21 protein-coding genes are annotated in these 19,580 nt (G+C 68.5%); 2 read left to right on the top strand and 19 right to left on the bottom strand.

The window, feature by feature from the left end; all coding sequences use genetic code 11:
* The 14 genes from M3M54_RS03025 to M3M54_RS02960 all read right to left on the bottom strand — a co-directional run bounded on the left by M3M54_RS03025 (position 1) and on the right by M3M54_RS02960 (position 12,588).
* Complete coding sequence (locus M3M54_RS03025) at positions 1 to 255, bottom strand: KH domain-containing protein (RefSeq protein ID WP_249020707.1); 255 nt, start codon at positions 253 to 255, stop codon at positions 1 to 3.
* Entirely contained in the window at positions 252 to 497 is a 246-nt protein-coding gene (rpsP, locus tag M3M54_RS03020) for a 30S ribosomal protein S16 (RefSeq protein WP_249020706.1), read from the bottom strand. The genes M3M54_RS03025 and rpsP overlap by 4 nt, the downstream gene beginning before the upstream one ends.
* A gap of 13 nt (positions 498 to 510) precedes the next feature.
* A complete protein-coding gene (gene ffh / locus M3M54_RS03015; RefSeq protein ID WP_249020705.1) occupies positions 511 to 1,842 on the bottom strand; it encodes a signal recognition particle protein in 1,332 nt (443 codons plus the stop codon).
* 96 nt (positions 1,843 to 1,938) lie between these two features.
* On the bottom strand, positions 1,939 to 3,420 hold the full coding sequence (locus M3M54_RS03010) for an APC family permease (protein ID WP_249020704.1): 1,482 nt from the start codon (positions 3,418 to 3,420) through the stop codon (positions 1,939 to 1,941).
* Positions 3,421 to 3,499: 79 nt separating this feature from the next.
* Positions 3,500 to 4,399, bottom strand: coding sequence for an SPFH domain-containing protein (locus M3M54_RS03005; RefSeq protein WP_249020703.1), 900 nt, complete (start codon positions 4,397 to 4,399; stop codon positions 3,500 to 3,502).
* A 26-nt stretch (positions 4,400 to 4,425) separates the two neighbouring features.
* Positions 4,426 to 4,860 carry an NfeD family protein gene (locus M3M54_RS03000; protein WP_249020702.1) on the bottom strand — a complete coding sequence of 145 codons (435 nt, stop codon included), beginning with the start codon at positions 4,858 to 4,860 and terminating at the stop codon, positions 4,426 to 4,428.
* A gap of 37 nt (positions 4,861 to 4,897) precedes the next feature.
* Positions 4,898 to 5,899: a signal recognition particle-docking protein FtsY gene (ftsY, locus tag M3M54_RS02995; protein WP_249020701.1), complete on the bottom strand. Its 1,002-nt coding sequence runs from the start codon at positions 5,897 to 5,899 to the stop codon at positions 4,898 to 4,900.
* Between the two features lies 1 nt (position 5,900).
* The gene (locus M3M54_RS02990) at positions 5,901 to 9,101 is read right to left on the bottom strand and encodes a chromosome segregation SMC family protein (RefSeq protein WP_249020700.1); all 3,201 of its coding nucleotides are present in this window, start codon (positions 9,099 to 9,101) and stop codon (positions 5,901 to 5,903) included.
* A gap of 10 nt (positions 9,102 to 9,111) precedes the next feature.
* Complete coding sequence (locus M3M54_RS02985; RefSeq protein WP_249020699.1) at positions 9,112 to 9,825, bottom strand: ribonuclease III family protein; 714 nt, start codon at positions 9,823 to 9,825, stop codon at positions 9,112 to 9,114.
* Positions 9,815 to 10,087 carry an acyl carrier protein gene (acpP, locus tag M3M54_RS02980; RefSeq protein WP_249020698.1) on the bottom strand — a complete coding sequence of 91 codons (273 nt, stop codon included), beginning with the start codon at positions 10,085 to 10,087 and terminating at the stop codon, positions 9,815 to 9,817. Before acpP ends, M3M54_RS02985 begins: the two co-directional genes overlap by 11 nt.
* Positions 10,088 to 10,121: 34 nt before the next feature.
* Positions 10,122 to 11,129: a phosphate acyltransferase PlsX gene (plsX, locus tag M3M54_RS02975; protein ID WP_249020697.1), complete on the bottom strand. Its 1,008-nt coding sequence runs from the start codon at positions 11,127 to 11,129 to the stop codon at positions 10,122 to 10,124.
* 13 nt (positions 11,130 to 11,142) lie between these two features.
* Positions 11,143 to 11,331 (bottom strand): 50S ribosomal protein L32, encoded by a 189-nt coding sequence (gene rpmF / locus M3M54_RS02970; RefSeq protein ID WP_249020696.1) that lies wholly within the window; start codon positions 11,329 to 11,331, stop codon positions 11,143 to 11,145.
* Positions 11,332 to 11,352: 21 nt separating this feature from the next.
* Positions 11,353 to 11,943: a DUF177 domain-containing protein gene (locus tag M3M54_RS02965; protein ID WP_249020695.1), complete on the bottom strand. Its 591-nt coding sequence runs from the start codon at positions 11,941 to 11,943 to the stop codon at positions 11,353 to 11,355.
* 60 nt (positions 11,944 to 12,003) lie between these two features.
* Positions 12,004 to 12,588: a hypothetical protein gene (locus M3M54_RS02960; protein ID WP_249020694.1), complete on the bottom strand. Its 585-nt coding sequence runs from the start codon at positions 12,586 to 12,588 to the stop codon at positions 12,004 to 12,006.
* Between the two features lie 363 nt (positions 12,589 to 12,951).
* Between M3M54_RS02960 and M3M54_RS02955 the strand changes: the two genes are divergently transcribed.
* Both M3M54_RS02955 and M3M54_RS02950 read left to right on the top strand, forming a co-directional pair.
* A complete protein-coding gene (locus M3M54_RS02955) occupies positions 12,952 to 14,091 on the top strand; it encodes a glycosyltransferase (RefSeq protein WP_249020693.1) in 1,140 nt (379 codons plus the stop codon).
* 88 nt (positions 14,092 to 14,179) lie between these two features.
* On the top strand, positions 14,180 to 14,668 hold the full coding sequence (locus M3M54_RS02950; protein ID WP_249020692.1) for a hypothetical protein: 489 nt from the start codon (positions 14,180 to 14,182) through the stop codon (positions 14,666 to 14,668).
* On the opposite strand, the gene M3M54_RS02945 is transcribed toward M3M54_RS02950, so the two are convergent.
* The 5 genes from M3M54_RS02945 to M3M54_RS02925 all read right to left on the bottom strand — a co-directional run bounded on the left by M3M54_RS02945 (position 14,651) and on the right by M3M54_RS02925 (position 19,576).
* The gene (locus M3M54_RS02945) at positions 14,651 to 15,880 is read right to left on the bottom strand and encodes a DNA recombination protein RmuC (protein WP_249020691.1); all 1,230 of its coding nucleotides are present in this window, start codon (positions 15,878 to 15,880) and stop codon (positions 14,651 to 14,653) included. The genes M3M54_RS02950 and M3M54_RS02945 overlap by 18 nt on opposite strands.
* Positions 15,881 to 15,945: 65 nt before the next feature.
* Positions 15,946 to 16,410 (bottom strand): ATPase, encoded by a 465-nt coding sequence (locus tag M3M54_RS02940; protein ID WP_249020690.1) that lies wholly within the window; start codon positions 16,408 to 16,410, stop codon positions 15,946 to 15,948.
* A gap of 10 nt (positions 16,411 to 16,420) precedes the next feature.
* Complete coding sequence (gene coaD, locus M3M54_RS02935) at positions 16,421 to 16,927, bottom strand: pantetheine-phosphate adenylyltransferase (protein WP_249020689.1); 507 nt, start codon at positions 16,925 to 16,927, stop codon at positions 16,421 to 16,423.
* Positions 16,914 to 17,453, bottom strand: coding sequence for a 16S rRNA (guanine(966)-N(2))-methyltransferase RsmD (gene rsmD, locus M3M54_RS02930; protein WP_249020688.1), 540 nt, complete (start codon positions 17,451 to 17,453; stop codon positions 16,914 to 16,916). The genes coaD and rsmD overlap by 14 nt, the downstream gene beginning before the upstream one ends.
* Positions 17,450 to 19,576, bottom strand: coding sequence for an ATP-dependent DNA helicase RecG (locus tag M3M54_RS02925; RefSeq protein WP_249020687.1), 2,127 nt, complete (start codon positions 19,574 to 19,576; stop codon positions 17,450 to 17,452). The genes rsmD and M3M54_RS02925 overlap by 4 nt, the downstream gene beginning before the upstream one ends.
* Positions 19,577 to 19,580 lie beyond the last annotated feature (4 nt).

Below are 19,580 nucleotides of genomic sequence, written 5' to 3'. Positions count from 1 at the left end.
CTAGTCGACTATGTCGATGAAGACGCGGTGGCCCTGACGCGCGGAAACAGCCTTCACCACGGTCCGCAAGGCCGAAGCGGTACGTCCGCGCCGCCCGATCACGTTGCCGTAGTCCTCGCGCGCCACGGCGAGCTCCAGCATGACGCTGCCGTCCTCCTCGTCCGACTCCTTGACGCTGACGGCGTCGGGCTCCGCGACCAGGCCACGTGCCAGAAACTCGAGCAGCTCGCGCGGCGAGGGGACGGCTTCGCTCAAGCGGTGATGCCCTGCGTCTTCAGGAGCTTTTTGACCGTCTCCGATGGCTGTGCGCCACGGTCCAGCCAGTCTCGGACGCGAGCCTCATCGATCACGATCGTCGAAGGTTCGGTCTGTGCGTTGTAATGCCCGACGGTCTCGATCACGCGGCCGTCGCGCTTTGAGCGCTGGTCCGCGACAACAACCCGCCACATGGGGTTCTTGCGTCCACCGACGCGTGTTAGTCGTAGTCTGACTGCCATAGAGCAGCAGAGGTTAGCGTGCCGCGCGCATCAGCGCCTGGAGGTCCGGCGTCTTGCCCGAGGCCATGACCTTCATCAGCTTGCGCATCTGCTCGAACTGCTTGATCAGCGCCTTGACGGCCTGCACGTTGGTGCCCGACCCGCGGGCGATGCGCAGTCGCCTGGAGCCCTTGATCAGCTCCGGGTGACGGCGTTCCTGCGGGGTCATCGAGAGGATGATCGCCTGGATGCGGTCAAACTCGCGCTCGTCGATCTTCGCGCCGCGCAGCTCCTTGCCCATGCCCGGGATCATGCTGAGCAGGTTCTGTAGCGGCCCCATCCGGCGGATCTGGCGCATCTGCTCGAGGAAGTCGTCAAGGTCGAACTCCTGTCGGCGGAACTTGCGCTCGAGCTCCCGCGCCTGCTGCTCGTCGAAGGCTTCGCTGGCTTTTTCGATCAGCGACAGCACGTCGCCCATGCCAAGGATCCGCTGGGCCATCCGCTCCGGATAGAAGCGCTCGAACTGGTCGAGCTTCTCGCCTGTCGAGGCGAACATGATCGGTTTCCCGGTTACCGCCTTGACCGACAGCGCCGCACCGCCACGGGCGTCGCCGTCGAGCTTGGTGACGATGACACCGTCCAGCGCAACGGTCTGGCTGAACTGGTCGGCGACCTGCACCGCGTCCTGGCCGGTCATCGCGTCGACCACCAGCAGCACCGCATCCGGCCGGATCGCCTTGCGGATCTCGGCAAGCTCGCGCATCAGCTCCTCGTCGACGTGCAGCCGGCCGCTGGTGTCCACGATCAGCACGTCCTTGCCGTCGGCCTGGGCACGATCACGAGCCCAGGCGGCAATCTGCACGGGGCTCTTCTCCGTTCCCTGCTCGTAGACCTCTGCTCCCGCGCGCTGGCCCACCTGGATCAGCTGCTGAACCGCGGCCGGTCGGTAGACGTCGCAGGCGGCAACGGCAACCGATGAGCCGTGCTGCTCGCGCAGGTAGCGGGCTAGCTTGGCGGTCGCGGTGGTCTTGCCTGACCCCTGCAGCCCCGCCATCAGGATCACGGTCGGCGGGCGCGACGCGAAGTGGAGGTCCTGCGCCTCCCCGCCCATGAGCGCCGTCAGCTCGTCGTTGACGATCTTGACGACCTGCTGGCCAGGGTTCAGCTGGCCGATCACGTCCGCCCCCAGCGCACGCTCACGCACCGCTGCGGTGAAGCTCTTGACGACCTGGAAGTTCACATCGGCCTCGAGCAGCGCCAGGCGGATCTCCCGCATCGCAGCACTGATGTCGGCCTCGGTCAGCGTGCCGTGGCCGCGCACATCGCTGAGCGTCGCCTGCAGCTTCTCCGAGAGCGTTTCAAACATTGGGCCAGAGCTTAGCCGGATGCCCGCTGCCGCCGGTCCGCTTGACCGGCGGCAGCGTGGAACCTATCTCCGGGCGATCACATCACGCTGAGCACATCAGATGATGCGCTCTTCGCCGAGCCCTTCGGTCGGTAGTACTCGACCGAGCGTCGGCCGTGCGTGCAGGTAGGCGCTGCCCTTGGCGGCGTAGTAGACGATCGGGATGATCCCGATCGCGACAGCCCCCATCCCGATCCCGATCTCGGCGCCGGTCAGCGACCCACCGATCAGCGACTCGACGAAGATGTAGAGCATGAAAATCCCGCCCAGCAGCGGGAAGACCAGCATCAGCAGGAAGTTGCTGACCGACCGGAAGGCGAGCTTGCGGAACGCCACCGCGGCCGCGATGCCCGCCAGGCTGTAGTAGATCGCGATCTGCAGCCCGATCGCGTTGATCGCGTCGGTCAGCACGGTGCTCACCGAGTTGGCGAAGCTCGAGATGACGAACAGCGCCACGGAGATCACCGCCACCACCGCCGTGGCGAACACCGGCGTGCGCCACTGCGGGTGCAGCTGTCCGAAGCGCGCGGGCAGCGTGTGCTGGCTGGCCATCGACCACAGCGACCGCGTGACCTGGATCAGCGTGGTCTCGAGCGTGGCGATCGTCGAAAGGGCGACCGCGACGATCATCAGCTTGCCGCCGACGCCGCCGCCAACGATGTGGCCGAGGTTCTCGAGCACGTTGCTGCTCGAACCGACCGTCTTGGTCGGCACGTCCATGTTCACGACGATCGTGAAGGCCTCAAAAAGCAAGAACACGATGCCGACGCCGATCATGCCGCCCAAACCCGAGTGCTTCTCGCTGTTGTCCGTCTCCTCGCCCAGGTTTGAGGAGACGTCCCAGCCCCAGTAGTAGAAGGCCGCGATCAGCGCGCCGGCAACGAAGCTGGCGCCGCTGCCGTTGAAGGCGCTGAAGTGGCTGAATCCGAGCCAGCTCAGCGAGAAGCTGATGTGCGGGTGGGCTGGGGCGTTGACGAAGCCGAGCACGGCAAAGGCCACCAGCAACACGAGCTCGATCGAGGACATGATCCACTGCGCGTTGGCGGTGATGCGGACGCCACGCGCCACGAAGTAGGCCATCACCAAAAACCAGACCGACCCGACCAGCGCCACCCAACCAGCCTGGCCGGCGGCCGAGGCGGAGAACAGCGACAGCGTCACCTGGCCGGCTGGGAAGGAGCCTGCGACCATGAACAAAAGCGCTGAGACGATCAGACACCAGCCGGCCAGCCAGCCCAGATAGGGGTGCAGGACACGGCCCACCCAGGCGTAGGCGGCGCCCGCGCTTGCGCCCATCTTGTTGAGCTGGTGGTAGGCGATCGCGATGCCGAACATCGGGATCCCGCACCACAGGAGCGCAGCCGGCCCCGCGAAGCCGACGGTCCCGACCAGCAGGGCGGTGGTGGCGGCGATCGAGTAGGCGGGCGCGACACCCGCCACGGCCATCACGATTGCGTCCAGAAAGCCCAGCGCACCCTTGTCCAGACCATGGGAATGGCCGGTTTCACCCGTTGAAGCTGCGTCACTTACAGCAGCCACACAAATCCCCCCTTTCTCACCAACAGACACGATTGGCCGCGGAGACTAACCGCACGGTCGGCGGCAGACCAGCGATTCGCTACTTGCTGTCCTCTGAGGCGGCTTCGTTGTGGTCGCTGTGTCCAAAGATCCGGCCGATCTCACCGACGGCCTGCGTGAACTCTGACGGGATCACGAACAGCTTGTTGGCATCTCCCTGGGCGAGCCTGGGCAGCATCTGCATGTACTGGTAGCGCAGCACCTTCGGGTCCGGGTCCGCGCTGTGGATCGCTTCAAAGACGGTCTGGATGGCCTGCGCCTCGCCCTGGGCCCTCAGGATCGCCGCCTGCTTGTCCCCTTCGGCGGTCAGGATCGCGGCACGCTGCTGGCCCTCGGCGGTCAGGATCTGGGACTGCTTGACGCCCTCTGCGTTGAGGATCGCCGCGCGGCGATCACGTTCGGCGCGCATCTGCTTCTCCATCGCCTCCTGGATCGATCCCGGCGGGTCGATTGACTTCAGCTCAACCCGGTTGACACGGATCCCCCACTTGTTGGTGGCCTCGTCGAGCACGCCGCGCAGCTGCGCGTTGATGTGGTCGCGGCTGGTGAGCGCATCCTCGAGGCTCAGGGACCCGATCACGTTGCGCAGGGTCGTGACCGTGATCTGCTCGATCGCCTGCAGCGGATTGGCGACCTCGTAGGTCGCCGAGCGGGCGTCGTTGACGGTGAAGTACAGGACGGTGTCGATCTGGACCACGAGGTTGTCCTGGGTGATGACCGGCTGTGGCGCGAAGGTCACGACCTGCTCGCGCAGGTCGATCAGCGGCCGCAGACGGTCGACGAACGGGACGAGCACCGTCATCCCCGGTCCCAGCGTGCGGTTGTAGCGGCCGAGACGCTCGACTATCCCAGCCTTCGCCTGCGGCACGATGCGCACCGTCCGCGCGAAGAGGATCACCAAAAAAACGACCACGACCGCCGCGACTATTGCTCCCACCATCTGGTCCCCTCTCCGTAGCTCTTGGCCTACTCCATGACGAGCGCGGTAGCGCCCTTGATCTCAACAACCTGGACGCTGGTCCCCGGTTCGATCACGGTGTCCTCGTCAAACGCGCGGGCGCTCCAGACCTCGCCGTCGATCCGAACCCGGCCAACGCCCTCGTGGTTTGCGATCCGCTCGGTCACCAGCGCCTGTCGGCCGACCAGGGCTGCCGCGCCCGTCCGCAGCTCCGGACCGCTGTTCAGCCGGTGGTGCACCAGCGGGCGCACCGACATCAGCGTGAGCACGGTGGCAAGGATGAACACCACACCGCTGGCCGTCCCGCCGACGACGGTTGACGCGGCCGCCGCCAGCGCGGCGCCGATTGCAAAGGGCGCCAGGAAGAAGCTGCCGGCGCCCGCGAGCAGCTCTCCTGCCCCGAAGCCACAGGCCACGATCAGCCAGATGAGCCAACCAGCCACCACCACTCAGCTTACTCCCGCCGCCCGCCGGGCTAACTCACTGCACAAGCGCGCGCGCGAAGTCCTCAGCGTCGAACGGGCGCAGGTCGTCGAGCCGCTCACCGATCCCGATCAGCTTGACAGGAATGCCCAGATCGCTGGCGATCGCCAGCGCGATGCCGCCCTTGGCGGTGCCGTCAAGCTTGGTCAACACCAAGCCTGAGACCTCGATCGCCTGAGCGAAGATCTGCGCCTGGCGCAGACCGTTTTGGCCCGTGGTCGCATCCACCGTGAGCAGGGTTTCGTGCGGGGCGTCGGGAATCTGCTTGGCGACCACGCGTCGGACCTTGGCCAGCTCACCCATCAGGTCCTCCTGGGTGTGCAGGCGTCCCGCGGTGTCGATGATCAGCACGTCGGCACCGCTGTCGAGCGCTGCGCTGACGCCGTCATATGCGACCGACCCCGGGTCGGTGCCATCCGGTCCACGGACGAACTGAGCACCGGAGCGCTGCGCCCATACCTCGAGCTGCTCGACCGCAGCGGCGCGAAAGGTATCGGCGGCCGCCAGCACGACCCGCAGACCGAACTCCCGGCTCAGATGGTGGGCGAGCTTGCCCGCCGTGGTCGTCTTGCCGGTGCCGTTGACGCCTGCCATCAGGATCACGGTCGGCTTCGCGCGCAGGTCGATGCGGTCGTCTCCGGTTCTGGCGATCGCCGCCAGCAGCTCCACGAGCCGCGCACTCAGCGCCTCCGCGCCCACCAGCCCTCCGGCCGCCGCTTCGCGTTCGAGCTCAGCCACGACCTGGGCGGTGGTGCGAGCGCCGACATCGGCGTAGATGAGCGCCTCCTCCAGACGCTCCCAGCTCTCCGCGTCGAGCTCGCCGGAGAGCGTCGCCTGGATCTCTGCGCCAAGCGCCTGCCGCGTCTTGCGCAGATTCTCGCGCAGGCGGGTGAACATGCCGCGCCGACGCCGCGTGGCTTCCGCTGCGGCCGCCGGCTCCGGCGCCAGCATGCTCCTGGCCGCGTCGACGATGACCAGATCCGCCCAGTCGCGGGCCATCTCAGGCCACCAGCTCGCGGGCGGACAGACGCCGAGAGACGACCTTGGAGATACCGTCGCCCCCCATGGACACACCGTAGAGCGAGTCGGCCGCCTCCATCGTGCGCTTCTGATGCGTGACGACGATGAACTGGGCGCGGTCGCTGTAGGAGTCAAGCAGCTCCAGAAAGCGCGAGATGTTGAGGTCATCGAGTGCCGCCTCGACCTCGTCCATGATGTAGAACGGGCAGGGCCGCGCGAGGAACACGGCAAACAGGAAGGCGAGCGCCGTCATCGACTTCTCGCCGCCGGAGAGCAGCGTCAGGCGTTTCATCGCCTTGCCCGCGGGCGTGATTTCGATCTCCACACCCAGCGCCTCATCGTCCGCGCCAGCGGATCCGTCTGCTTCGTCGGGCTCGCTGGCTGCATCGTCGGCTCCCAAGCCGTTGGCAGCGACCAGCGGCGCCCGCGCATCGGTCTCGGTGATCAGTCGCAGGCGACCGCTGCCGCCGGGGAAAACCCGTGCCGCCAGCTCCTCGAAGTTCGCGGCCGCAGCCTCGAAGGTGCGTTCGAAAGTCTCGCGGATCTGCCGGTCTGTGTCCCTGATCAGTCCGGCCAGCTCGCGCAGCGCAGTCTCGAGGTCATTGCGCTGGGCCTCCAATTCCTCAACGTGCGCGAGCGCCTGCGCGTACTCCTCCTGCGCCAGCGGGTTGACCGGACCGAGCTGCTCACGCCGACGCCGGAGGCGCTCAAGCCTGGTCTCGAGCTCCTGCCGGCGAGCGGCCTCGAGCGGCGCCGCCGCAGGCTCCGGTTCGAGCTCAAGCTCCGTCGCCAGCGCGCGCAGCGCGCTCGCGGCATCCTGCTCCTGGTCGCGCGCGCGCTGAGCCCGCACCTCAGCCTCGGTCAGCTCCTCGCTGGCCGCGTGCAGGCGCGTCTGGATCGCCGCCTCCTCCTGCGCGCACGCTCGCAGGCGCGCAGCCAGCGCCTCTCCCGCCTGACGGTCGTGCGCGAGCTCAGCGTCAAAGCTGCGCTTGCGCTGTGCAATCGCGTCGGCCACGCCGGCCAGCTCCGCCGCCAGTGACTCGATCGCGGGCGCAAGCCGCGCGTCACGCTCGATCTCTGCCTGCAGGCGCTGAATGTCGTGCTGGCGCCTGGAGCGCTCGTGCGCGGCCCGCTCGAGCTGCGCCTGCTCGGCGGCAAGCTGCGCCCTGAGCTGCGCGCGCCGGCCGGCGCCCGGGCCATCATCAGGTGCTGCACGACGCCGCTCCACGCTCGCCGCGAGACGCCGTTGCTGCTCCGCCGCCTCATCGCATGCTTCGACTGCCCCGCGATGGGCCGCCACCGCGCGCTCACGATCCAGGTCGAGCTCGGCGAGTCGCACCGTCAGCGCTTGCACGTGCACGCGCGCCGCCTGCTCCGCCCCGGCTGCAGCCTCGCTCGCGCCAACGAGCTGCTCGCGCCTGTTGCGTTCAGCCAGCACGCGCTCCTCCCCGACCTTCGGCGCCTGACGCAGCTCGCCGGTGGAACCCGCATAGACCCGCCCGCGCCGCGTCACGGCCACCCCGGCGAAACCGTCCACTACGGCATCCAACTCATCGACCACCCAGGCGTCGTGCAGCAGCGCCCGCGCGAGCGCCGCCGCCGCCGTTGTTCCGTTCACGTGCTCGCTCAGCGGCACGGCTCCCGGCAGCGGCGGCGCGCTGCGGCCCCGGTCGCCGCGCTCGCCCACGATCAGCACGCGACCGCCGTCGCGACCAGCCCGTTCAAGCAGCGCTCCAGCCTGCGCGCGATCCTCCGCCAGGGCGGCTCCCAGCCTCCCATCGAGCGCCGCGGCGACAGCAAGCTCATAACCCGGGGCCACGGTCAGTTCGTCAGCCAGCGAACGCGCCCCTCCCGGCGCGCTCTGGTGGGCTCTGAGGAACTGGTTCACCGCAGCCAGCTCGCCGCCGACCCGCGCACTCTCGCGCCGTGCGGCTTCGACCGCTTGCTCGGCTTCGCGCAGCTCTGCGCGTGCCTGCGTCACCGTGGCCTCGGCTGTGTCTCTCAGCGCCTTGGCGGTCGCAACGGCCTCGGCGCGTCGCGCCTCGGTACCGGCGGCCTCCACCAGCTGGCGCTCAAGCTCGGCCAGCTGGCGCGCGAGCTCGGCCTCCCGGTCGCGCTCAAGCGCGGCCAGCTCGGCCTTCAGTGACTCCACGCGCTCGCGGGCGCCGTCGTCGGGGCGGTCTGTAGCCGCCTGCTGCCGCTGCTGGTCAAGCTGCGCGCGCGCTCTGCGGCTACGGTCTGAGACCAGCTCCAGCGCCGACCTGATGGCGTCCGCCCGGTAGCTGACCTTGTCCGCTGCAGCCTGCGCGGCAAAGCTGCGGCGAGAGAGCTCCTCGCGGCGACTGGATCGTGAGGCCAGCGCCTCCTCCGCCTGGCGGCGTCCGCGCGCGGCCACCTCGATCTCGGCCTCGATCTGCCGGCGGCGCTCGCGCAACTGCGCGGCGCCGGTCGTGGCCCGCTCGAGGCCCGCCTGACGATCCCGCAACTCGTCGCGCGCGAGCTCCCAACGAACCTCGAGCATCTGTCGGTGAATTCGCGCGTGCAGCTCCGCCGCCTCCGCCTGACGTTTGAGCGGCTTGAGCCGCGAGCGGGCTTCGCGCTCGATGTCGAGTGCACGGTCGAGGTTGTCCTGGGTGTGCTGGAGTTTGAGCTGGGTGCGGCGCCGGCGCTTGCGGTGTTTGCCGAGCCCTGCCGCCTCCTCGATCAGCAGGCGGCGCTCCCGCGGTCTGGAGGTGACGATCGCCTCAACCCGCCCCTGCGAGATGACGGAGTGCATCTCCTTGCCAAGCCCGGTGTCGGAGAGCACCTCCAGCACGTCGATGAGCCGACAGCGGGCCCCGTTTATCCGGTATTCCCCCTCGCCGCTGCGCTCCAGATGACGCAGAATCGAAACCTCCGGGCCAAGCCCGAGGACTCCGTCGCCGTCGTCCAGCACGAGCTCGACCGTCGCGGCGCCGGCCGCCTGGCGCCCAGGCGCACCGCCGAAGATCACGTCCTGCATCGAGTGTCCGCGGATCGCGGCCGGCGACTGTTCGCCGAGCGCCCACAGCACCGCGTCGGTCACATTGGACTTACCCGAGCCGTTCGGTCCGACGATCACGCTCGTACCGGGGCTGAACTCCAGCCGCGTGCGGTCGGGGAATGACTTGAAGCCCTTCATGGTGACGCTCTTCAGGTACATCGCGCCTCGCCTAGCGTCCTGCGCCCACAGCATCCGTGCTGGCCAGCGCCGCCTGGGCCGCAGCCTGCTCGGCGTCCTTCTTGCTGCGCCCGACACCACGCCCGATCTCCTCTTCCCCGATCATCGCCACGATCGTGAAGGTGCGTTCGTGCGGCGGCCCGACCTCGTCCACGACGAGGTATCTGACAAGCGAGCCGCGACGAGCGAGCCGCTCCTGCAGCGCGGACTTGAAGTCCACGGGCCGCTCCATCGCCTCCTCGAGCTCGTCGCGGAATGCCTCAACGACCGCAGCTGCCACCCGCTCGTACCCGAACTCCAAGTAGCAGGCACCGATCACCGCCTCGGTTATCGAGGCCAGCACACGCTCTGCCGCCAGCAGGCTGGGGACGCTGGCCGCCACCGACTCGGGCGCCGCGTCCGCCAACCGCTCGGGCACGCCGAGTCGTTCTGCAACCACTCGGCATGAGCGACCCGAGACGGTCTGCGCGCGGATTTTGGTGAGCTCGCCGGGGCCCAGCCGTCCGAGCAGAGGAAAGATGTGGGAGGTGACGGCGAGCGACAGCACGCTGTCGCCCAGAAAGGCCAGACGTTCGTACGACTCAGCCCCCTTCGGCGCCCACGAAGCGTGCGTAAACACAGTCTTGGCAGCAGCGTCGGGAAGCGCGTCCAGGAGTTCGCGCAGCGCCGCGACCGAATCCTCACCGTGGTTCGGGTTAGGCGTCACCGGCGGCTCGGCTCGCGGTCCGGGCGTGACTGGCAAAGACGAAGTCGACCGCCTGCCCGACGGTGAGAATCTCCGCCGCCTCCTCGTCTGAGATCTTCACGCCGAAGCCGTCCTCCAGCGCCTGGACCAGCGTGTAGAGGTCCAGCGAATCGGCCTCCAGGTCTTCGCGGAAACGCGTGCTTTCAGTGATGGCCGCGGGATTGATCTGGAGCTCGTCGCTCAGATGTGCACGGATCGCATCGAGAATCTGTTCACGGGTCATCGCTCATGAACCGTAGCCGCCGCCGCGGACGCTCTCAACTCATGCTCGGCTGCCGTAGCGCCCCGGCCTGCTCGAGCGCAGCTCGCGTGCGGCCGATGACGTCCTCCTGCACGCCGCGGGCCGCGACCTCGATCGCCCGCGCGAAGCCGCGACGGGTGAAGCGGCCGTGGCAGACGATGCCGATCTGACGCAGTCCGAGCATGTAGGCGCCGCCGGTCAGCTCGGGGTCGATCTCTTCTCTCAGCCCGTCGATCGACGGCCTGAGCAGAAAGCCGCCAAGGCGGGAGCGCAGCGAGCGATGCGCTGCGTCACGCAGCAGCACGAGTGTCTGGTGTGAGACTCCCTCGATCAGCTTGAGCGCAATGTTGCCGGTGAAGCCGTCGGAAACCAGCACGTCCACGGCATCGCTGAGCGCATGCGTGCCCTCGACGTTGCCAACGAAGTTCAGGCCTGCACCGGCCGCCGAGGTCAGCCGCTCATACACCTCCTTGAGGTCCGGCGTACCCTTGGCCGCCTCCTCGCCGTTTGACAGCAGCGCCACGCGCGGCGAGTCGACGCCCATGACCGCCTGCGCGAAGGCCGATCCCATGTGCGCGAACTGCACCAGATGCTCGGGGCGGCAGGTGACGTTGGCGCCGACGTCCAAAATCAGCAGCGGCCGCAAACCGGGCCGAGGCAAAGGCAGCGCAAGCGCGGGACGGTAGATGCCATGGTCACGCTTGAGATGGAACAATCCGGCGGCCAGCGCCGAGCCGGTTGAGCCACCGGAGACAAGTGCCTGCGCACGCCCCTCGGCGACGGCCACGGTCGCCTGCACGATCGAGGCGTCGGGATTGGTCCTGACGGCGTAGGCCGGGTCAGCGGCCTTGGCGACCGAAACCGGCGCGTCGATCAGCTCGACGCCCGGAGCAACTGATCCGATGCGGGCGCCGTCGGCGAACAGCAGGACCCGGACACCCTGCTGTGCAGCCACCGCGGCCCCGCGAGCGACTTCCTCGGGACCGAGGTCGGCGCCGTTACCGTCGACGGCGACGGTCACCATCGATGGCTGAGCCTCAGCGCAGCGCGGAGTCGGTCTCGACCACGGTACGGCCCCGGTAGCTCCCGCAGACCGGGCAGACCCGGTGCGGCAGCCGTGGGCTGTGGCACTGCGGGCACGCATTGGTGGCGGCCGCGATCGCCCGGTGGGTCGAGCGTCGCTTGGTCGTGCGTGAGTGTGACTGCTTTTGCTTTGGAACGGCCATGGGGGCGCAGGCTAGCAGGCGTCAGCGGCTGGTGTCCGTGCGCCTAACAACGGGGGTCTGCCGCCGTGCCCCGACGACGGGCTGATCGGGCTCACCGGCGAGGTTGAGCTCCGCCAGCCTGGCCCAGCGCGGGTCGGTGCCAGCCTGGTCGTGCACGTGGCCGGGCGAGCTGTTGAGATCAGCCCCGCAGACGACGCACAGCCCAGCACAATCGTCTGTGCAGAGGATCGCGGGCGGCAGCGCAAGCATCAGCGCGTCGCGCACCCAGGCGGACGGATCCAGCAAGCCGGCTTGCACATAGGGAGAGTCGAGTCCTTCGCCGCCATCAGGCTGCGAAAGCTCGCGGGCGTCAACGGCAAAGACCCTTGACGCGGGCGCCAGGCAACGCATGCACGGGCCCGTGAGCGTCGCTTGGAAGCGCAGCTGCAGCGTGTAACCGCGGTGACTGGTGCGCGCAACCCGGATCTGGACCGGCACCGGCAGGGGCCCGACCAGGTAAGTCTCGTCGCTCAGCAGGAGCGGCTCAACGCTGACTGCCAGCTCGAGCCGGCGCTCCTCGCCCGCGGCGAGCCGCAGGCTGTTCAGGTCGAAGCTGTCATGCGCATCACTCATGGACTCTGGCTGAAAGCTTATTTCGCCGGGTAGGCGTGAAGCCACTCCCGCTCGCTGACGCTAGGCCTTGCGTAACGCGTAGAGCTCGCTGCCGGCAAGCGCGACCGCGCCGACGCCGGCCAAGACGATGCCTGCCAACAGCGGCACCAGTGCCGCGCCGTGCGCGAGCGGCTCGTGGTACAACACCACGCCGGCGACGATCAGGCCGTTGGCGGAAACCGCCGTGCTCGCCGCAGAAACACTGGCGGCGTTGGCCCGTGCAAAGGCATGCTGAAGCAGCGAAAGGGACCAGACGCTGAGCACCACCATGAGCCACGGCCCAGGGGTGAGCGCAACGTGCAGGAGCCCGATCGGTCCGTCGCGAACGAAGCGGTCGGCGATCTCCTTGGTGAAGATTCCGGTGGCCACGAACAGCGTGCCCACCGCCGCACCCTTGAAGACGCCGCTGCGCAGGCGGGCCAGCAACGCGGCCGGCAACACGAGCGCGAAGGCGACCAGCACCTCGGTGCCATCGGCCAGCGGTGGCTGCGCCGCGCCCGCGCTGATCACCGTCGAGGCCACCAAGACGCCGCCCACAGCGAGTAGGATCACCCCTGCGAGCTCGATCCGCGCAAAGCGCTCACCCAACCACCGATGCCCGATCACGACCAGTCCACCGCGCCCGAGACTCCGCAGACTCGTTACCACCGGGACCGGTACGAGACCCAATGAACCTGCTTCCGCGGTCCACGCGAGTAAGCTCAGCGCCATCGCAAACAGCCAAACTGGTCGCCGAAGCAGGATGGCGAACAGCGCCAAGCCGCTTGCGCCAACGCCAACCTGCATCATCTCTCGCTTTTCCAGGGCGGCGGCGGCAGAGTTCGCAAGCCCACAGATGAGCGCAAGCGCGCTCCCCAAAAAGAACATCGATTACAGGAGCTTTAAGTGCAAGACGGGCATCCGAAACTGGCAGCGACGGAAGCGATCGTATCGCCCCCAGAGCCGTCACGGCCCAGCAGTCCGAGAAAGGTGCTGATCCTCTCCGGCGAGATGGGCGAGGGTCACAACGCTGCCGCGGCCGCGCTCACCGAGGCGATTGCTGACGTGTGGCCTGGCTGTGAGGTCGAGCGATTCGACACGCTCGAGCTCTGGGGGAGGCCCTTCTCGCGCTTCATGAGCTGGGGATACGAGATCCAGATCCGCCTGCTGCCACTCACCTACGAGGTCTTCTACGACGCGCTGTGCAAGTCACGGACGTTTGCGGCCGTGAGCAAGGCGGCTATCGGCAGCTTCTTCGGCCGACGCCTGGAGGATTTCCTGCGCAACCACGACGCCGACCTGGTGATCTCGACCTACCCGTTCGGCTCGGCCGCGCTGCACTGGCTGCGCACCCACCAGCAGTCCTACAAGGTTCCGGCGGTCACCTATATCCCCGCCTTCCACGTGCATCCCGTCTGGGCCTATGCCGGCATCGATCAGCACTTCGTGATGTACGACACCGCCCCTGAGCACGCCCAAACCGCCGGGTTCGAGCGGACCATGCGCGTCGGCGCGCCGCCCGTGCGGGACGGCTTCGGCACGGTCTCCAAGCGTGAGGCGCGCGAACGGCTGGGACTCGACCAGAGCCGCTTCATCCTGCTTGTGACGGGTGGAGCCTGGGGGCTGGGCGGCATCGACGACGCCGTCCAGTCGCTGGCCGACGCGGACATCGAGCGCCTCCAGATCCTCGCCGTCTGCGGCAAGAGCACCAAGCTGCTCGAGCACCTGAAGGCCATGGGCCTGCCCGAGGAGCGGTTGCGCCCCTACGGCTACGTGCAGAACATGCACGAGATCATGGCCGCGGCGGATGTTGTGGTGACCAACGGTGCTGGAGTTACGGTGCTCGAGGCGCTGCGCACACCCAGACCGTGCATCGCGTTCCGACCACTGGCCGGCCACGGCAAGGCGTCCACGGACGAGATGATGCGCCGCGACCTGGCACTCGTGGCGCACGACTCCGAGGAGCTGGCGGTCGTGGTCCGGGAACTGGCCACCGACCAGGTCCTGCTGGCCCGCATGGAGCATGCGGGGCGCGAGTGGTGCCGCGGCCGCGACCTGCGCGACAGTGTGCGGGCGATGAACGAGCTCTTCCCCAAGGCCCAGGCCACCACCACCAGCACACCCGCCTGATCCCGCAGCAGGCCCCACCCGGCTGCTCTGCGGACCGGCCAACGGACGGCTGGCGCAACCAGAAGACCGCGTTTGCAAGGATCTAGCCATGTCTGCCTGGTTTCGCACGTTCGGGTATGCAAGCGTCTATCGGGGCTTGATCGTCGGCGCGATGCCGCTCGACGACGCTGACGTGCGTGTGATCGCTTCCTTCGGCGTGCGTGGCGTGCTGAACCTCACCGAGGACAGCGAGTACGGCCCCGGCGCCAGACGCACGGTCGAGCGGGCGCTTCAATCCGCCGGCATCGAGGAACGCCGTCTGAGCACCGAGGATTACGGCTCACTGAGCCCGTCGGTGCTGGAGCAGGCGACCGGGATCGTAAACGCGTGGCTTGATGAGGGTGTCATCGTCTACCTCCACTGCCGGGCCGGCTGGCAGCGCGCGGCGGCCGTGGCCGCAGGCACGATCGCGGTCCGTGAACGGACCGACATCGCCAGCGCGCTCGACCGTGTCCGCGCGCTGAAACCGACCGCCGACCCACTGCCGCATCAGCGCGAGGATCTCACGCGCTGGCTGGCCTCACGGCCCGGCGGCTGATCGCAGGCCCGGCTGCTCGTCTGCGGCAACCAGCTCGTCACCTGCGATGTCCTGCAACGACCGCGGGCCGACATCAAGCCGCTCGAGTGCCGGCAGTTCCTGCCCTTCAGAAACCGCCCCCAGTTCGCCGAACCGGCGGGCCGTCACCAGCAGACGCGCCTCGTAAGAGCCAACTGCCTCGTTGTAGGCGTTGACCGCCGACGCCAGGCCCCGCCCCACCTTCGCGAGCCTGCCGGTGAATGCCGCCAGACGTGCGTGCAGCTCGCGGCCGACCTCGGCGATCGCCCGAGCCGAGTCCGACACACGCTGCTGTTGCCAGCCGTACGCCGCTGAGTGCAGCAGCGCGAGCAACGTCGTCGGCGTTGCGATCAGCACACGCGAGCTCATCGCATGCTCCATCAGCGCCGGGTCACCCTCGAGCGCGGCGCTGTAGACGTGCTCTCCGGGCAGAAACATCACGACAAAATCGGGGGAACCCTCCAGACGCGCCCAGTATTCCTTGGCCGCGAGCTGATTCACATGGCTGCGCAGGCCACGCGCGTGCGCCTGCAGCAGGCTGAGCCTCGCAGCCGAGTCGCCAGGCGCCACGGTGCCTAGCTCGGGCAGCGGTGGCGCCTTCGCGTCAACCGGGATCTGCTTGTGGCCCGGGAGGTTGATGATCATGTCCGGTCTCAGGGCCGTCGCGCCCTGGCGTTGGAGCGAGACCTGCTCCTCAAAGTCGACGTGCTCGACCATGCCGGCCAGCTCCACCACGCGGCGCAGTTGCAGCTGTCCCCATTGGCCGCGGCTGTTGGGGCGTGCCATGGCGGTCGCCAGCGCGCCGGTCTCCTGGCGCAGCGCCGCCAGCGCGCGCATCTGCTCGATCATCTGTCCCCGGGCCGTGTTCTGGTCCCTTGCCAGCTGCTGGATCTGGCGGTCCACGCGCCCCAGCGCATCAGTCAGCGGCGCAACCAGGCTTTCGACCTGCGCTCGGCGCTTGTCGAGCTCGCTGCTGGCCTGCGCCTGGCTCGCCTCAAACTGCAGACGGTTCTGCTCGCCGAGTTGCGCCAGAGCCGCCTGCACGGTGCTCTGGAGCGTCTCACCGGTGTGCGCACGCAGCGTCGTCTGCACAGAGTCGAGCGCCATGCGCGCCGAGCGCACACGCTCACGCATGACCAGCAGCGTCGCGAGCACTCCGCCCAGAAAGCCGACCGATAGGTAAACCGCGATCATGCGCCAAGCATGGCGGGCCGGCCAGACGGAAGGCTACGAACGCGCGTTCGCGACGGGCGCGCCGGCTAGGCGACTTCGGCCGGCTCGTCCTTGCCGGCCAGACGATCACGGCCGCGCTGGACCGCGGCGATGAACTTTGAGAGGTTAACCTCGAGCGTGTTCAGGATCTCGTCGGCGTAGTCCTCGGCGCCGAGTCGTATCTCCCGTTCACGGGCGCGCGCCTCGTCGAGGATCTCCTCGGCCGCGCGCTCGGCTTGCTTGGTGATCTCCTCCTCGGACACGAGCCGGTCTTGGCGCTCGCGCGCCTCCTTGAGGATCCGCTCGGCCTCGCGCCTGGCCTCGGCCAGCATCTCCTGCCGCTCCTTGACGATCCACCGAGCCTGCTTGATCTCCTCGGGGATCGTCGCGCGCATCTGGTCCAGGAGGTCGTAGATCTCCTCCTTGTCCACGCGCACCTGATCGGTGAGTGGCATCGGCTTCGCGTTGTGCACGAGGTCGTCTAGCTTGTCGATCAGTACCAGTACGTCCATCTCAGACTCTCTAATTTCGTCGGCTGCTGATGCGTTCCTGCAAGGCCCGGGCAACCTCGTCCGGCACCAAGCCGTCAATTCGCCCGCCGAAGGTCGCCAGTTCCTTGACGCCGCTTGACCTGATGAAACTGTACTTGGGCGAGGCCATCAAGTAAACGGACTCGATATCCGGTGCCTGCCCGCGGTTGAGCTGGTTCAGCTCGAGCTCGTACTCGAAGTCGGAGATCGCGCGCAGGCCGCGGACGATCGCCTTGGCTCCACGCTCACGGGCGAACTGCACGGTCAGCACGCTGAACGGCTCGACCGCGACGTTGCCCAGGTGGGCGGTGGCGTTGGCCACGAAGCTGACGCGCTCGGCCGCCGTGAACAGGGTCGAGCCCTTGCGTGAGGGCAGGTTGACCACAGCCACGATCACCCGGTCGAACATTGCCGAGGCGCGCGAGATCACATCGAGGTGACCGTTGGTCACCGGGTCGTAGGAGCCGGGGCAGACGGCTATGCGGTTATCCAAGGACATGGACTCTGATCAGGGTGTCTCCGTAGCGGCGCTCGCTGTGCAGTGGCAGGTCAAGCTCCAGCGGCTCGCGCCGGTCGCTCTCAGCCACAACCCTCGCCCGGTCTGCCAACAGAGGTGGCAGCGCCAGTGAGAGCGCGGGGCCGAGCGACCCAGCCTGACGGTATGGGGGGTCGAGAAAGACAAGATCGTATAGGTGGTCGCGCACGGGCGTGCAAGCGAGCGCCCGCAGCGCCGGCATGCGCACCACCTCTCCGCGCGCGCTGATTCCCAGCGCCGCCAGGTTATCGTCGATCACGGCCGTCGCGGATGCCGCAGCGTCAACGAACACGGCGTGGCTGGCTCCCCGTGACAGGGCCTCGATCCCCAACGCGCCAGAGCCAGCGAACAGGTCGAGGATCCGGCTTGAGGTGAGCTCACCGAGGCTCGAGAAGAGCGCCTCACGCACGCGGTCTGAAGTTGGCCGCGTGGCTCCACCATGGGGGGCTTTGAGCCGCCGGCCGCGCAGCTCGCCCGCGATCACCCTCATGCCGGCACCGACGTCAGCATCGCCGCCAGGAGCGCGTGCTCCGGGCTCGCGAGCGCCGGATCCTGATCGAGCATGCGCCGGGCATGGATCAGCGCGCGCTCCTGCAGCTCCTGATCGCGCGTCAGGTCGGCAAAGCGATGGGTGAAGTCACGTCCGGACTGGCGGGTTCCGACGAGCTCACCGTGCCCGCGCAGCGTCAGGTCGATCTCGGCCAGACGAAAGCCGTCAGACTCCCGCACAAGCGCCTGCAGCCGGCGCGAGTCGCTGCGGCCAAACAGCAGGCACAGACCCTGGTGAGAACCGCGGCCGACCCGACCGCGCAGCTGGTGGAGCTGGGAGATCCCGTAGCGGTCAGCATCCTCGATCAACATCACGGTCGCGTTGGGGACATCCACACCCACCTCGATCACGGTGGTGGCCACGAGCACAGACGCCTGGCCGGAGACAAACCGCGCCATCGCCTCCTGCTTGCGCGCCGGGCGCATCTGGCCGTGCATGAGCACGAGCTCGAGGCCCGCCAGCGGGCCGTTCTTCAGCCGCTCGTACTCCGCGGTCGCTGCCCGGGCCTGGAGCTCATCGGAGGACTCGACCAGCGGGCAGACGATGAAGGCCTGACGTCCCGCCTCGATCTCCTCGCGCATCCGCGCGTAGGCGCGGTTGCGCTCGGCTTCGCTGCAGCAGAGGTGGGTGCTGACCGGCAGCCGGCCTCGTGGCAGCTCGCGCAGCTCGGTCACGTCCAGATCGCTGTAGCGGCTGAGCGCCAGGGTGCGCGGGATCGGCGTGGCCGTCATGTGCAGCTCGTGCGGTGTCAGAGCGCCCGGTGCGGAGTCGGCGAGCGCCGCGCGCTGCTCCACGCCGAAGCGATGCTGCTCGTCGATCACAACCATCGCCAGGGCGCGAAAGCGAACCCCCTCCTGGATCAGCGCGTGCGTACCCACCACAAGCGCCAGCTCGCCGCTCGAGAGCTTGCCGAGCAGGTCAGCCCGCCGTGCCGCCGGGGTCGAGCCGGTGAGCAGCCCCGCGGTGACCGTCTCTGAGCCGAGCAGCGTCGCGATCGTACGGAAGTGCTGCTCGGCAAGGGTTTCGGTCGGGGCCATCAGTGCGGCCTGGTAGCCGTGCTCGACCGCTCGGAGCAGCGCGTAGAGCGCCACCACGGTTTTGCCCGAGCCGACCTCGCCCAGCAGCAGGCGACGCATCGGGGCACCCGCAGCCAGGTCAGCGTCGATCGCTTGGATCGCAGCCCGCTGCGCGGTGGTCAGCTCGAACGGCAGCTGCGCACCCAGCCAGCGCTCTGTCAGCGCCGGCCCAGCATCGAGCTTCGGCGCGCCGCCGGCGAGGCGGCGGTTGCGGCGGTGATGCTCAAGCGCCAGCGATGCGCGCAAGAGCTCGTCGTACGCGAGCCGGCGGCGCCCCTGCTCGGCGGCGCCGTCGCAGAGCGGAAAGTGCATGCTGCGCAGCGCACTGCCGCGATCAAGCAGCCGCTCGCGCACCCGCAGCCTGGCCGGCAGCGGCTCGAGCACATCCGCGAAGCGCTGCTCGTGCTCGCGCACGGCCGCCAGGATCTGGGTGGAGCTGATCCCGTCAGTCGCCGGATACTGCCCGACCCCCACCCCGCCATCCGCGGCCACGGTGCCGGGCAGCTGCTCGGTCGGCACGTGGGCCTGCACCGCGAAGCGCCCGCGCCCGTCGGCTCTGCCGTGGAGCATCAGCCGTGCGCCCGGTCGGTAGCGATCCGCCAGCCAGGGCTGGTTGAAGAAGGTGGCCCTGATGGTGCCGCTGCCGTCTGTGACGAGCGCCTCGACCAGCGGCCGCATACCACGCCTGCGCACCGGGCGAGCCGTGATCTGCTTGACCTCGACGAGGATCGTCGCCGGCTGGCCCTGCGCCAGCGCGGCGACGGCGCAGGCTTCAAGCCGGTCCCGGGGCGTGTGCTCGAGCAGGTCTGCGACCGTATTGAGACCCAGCCTGTCGGCAGCCTGAAGCGTCTTGGCCCCACCGGCGAAGCTGAGCGTGCGCGTGAGCTCTGCTGGCTTCGGATAACGGACCGGGGCGCACCCCAGCTCCGCGTCGCTGAGCGGCTCGGTGCCGGCGAAGCGGCGAGGGCGGGTGGTTTCGCTGCGCACGCCA

This window comes from Conexibacter sp. S30A1, assembly GCF_023330665.1.
Classification (GTDB): Bacteria; Actinomycetota; Thermoleophilia; order Solirubrobacterales; family Solirubrobacteraceae; genus Palsa-465.
Note: the sequence above shows the minus strand (reverse complement) of the source record. Positions and strands in the feature narration are given on the sequence as shown.

Excerpts from the sequence above, each read along its gene's own strand:
- rpsP (WP_249020706.1), bottom strand. The coding sequence starts at position 497 with ATGGCAGTCAGACTACGACTAACACGCGTCGGTGGACGCAAGAACCCC.
- ffh (WP_249020705.1), bottom strand. The coding sequence starts at position 1,842 with ATGTTTGAAACGCTCTCGGAGAAGCTGCAGGCGACGCTCAGCGATGTG.
- M3M54_RS03005 (WP_249020703.1), bottom strand. The coding sequence starts at position 4,399 with ATGGTGGGAGCAATAGTCGCGGCGGTCGTGGTCGTTTTTTTGGTGATC.
- ftsY (WP_249020701.1), bottom strand. The coding sequence starts at position 5,899 with ATGGCCCGCGACTGGGCGGATCTGGTCATCGTCGACGCGGCCAGGAGC.
- M3M54_RS02990 (WP_249020700.1), bottom strand. The coding sequence starts at position 9,101 with ATGTACCTGAAGAGCGTCACCATGAAGGGCTTCAAGTCATTCCCCGAC.
- acpP (WP_249020698.1), bottom strand. The coding sequence starts at position 10,087 with ATGACCCGTGAACAGATTCTCGATGCGATCCGTGCACATCTGAGCGAC.
- plsX (WP_249020697.1), bottom strand. The coding sequence starts at position 11,129 with ATGGTGACCGTCGCCGTCGACGGTAACGGCGCCGACCTCGGTCCCGAG.
- rpmF (WP_249020696.1), bottom strand. The coding sequence starts at position 11,331 with ATGGCCGTTCCAAAGCAAAAGCAGTCACACTCACGCACGACCAAGCGA.
- M3M54_RS02965 (WP_249020695.1), bottom strand. The coding sequence starts at position 11,943 with ATGAGTGATGCGCATGACAGCTTCGACCTGAACAGCCTGCGGCTCGCC.
- M3M54_RS02950 (WP_249020692.1), top strand. The coding sequence starts at position 14,180 with ATGTCTGCCTGGTTTCGCACGTTCGGGTATGCAAGCGTCTATCGGGGC.
- M3M54_RS02945 (WP_249020691.1), bottom strand. The coding sequence starts at position 15,880 with ATGATCGCGGTTTACCTATCGGTCGGCTTTCTGGGCGGAGTGCTCGCG.
- M3M54_RS02940 (WP_249020690.1), bottom strand. The coding sequence starts at position 16,410 with ATGGACGTACTGGTACTGATCGACAAGCTAGACGACCTCGTGCACAAC.
- coaD (WP_249020689.1), bottom strand. The coding sequence starts at position 16,927 with ATGTCCTTGGATAACCGCATAGCCGTCTGCCCCGGCTCCTACGACCCG.
- rsmD (WP_249020688.1), bottom strand. The coding sequence starts at position 17,453 with ATGAGGGTGATCGCGGGCGAGCTGCGCGGCCGGCGGCTCAAAGCCCCC.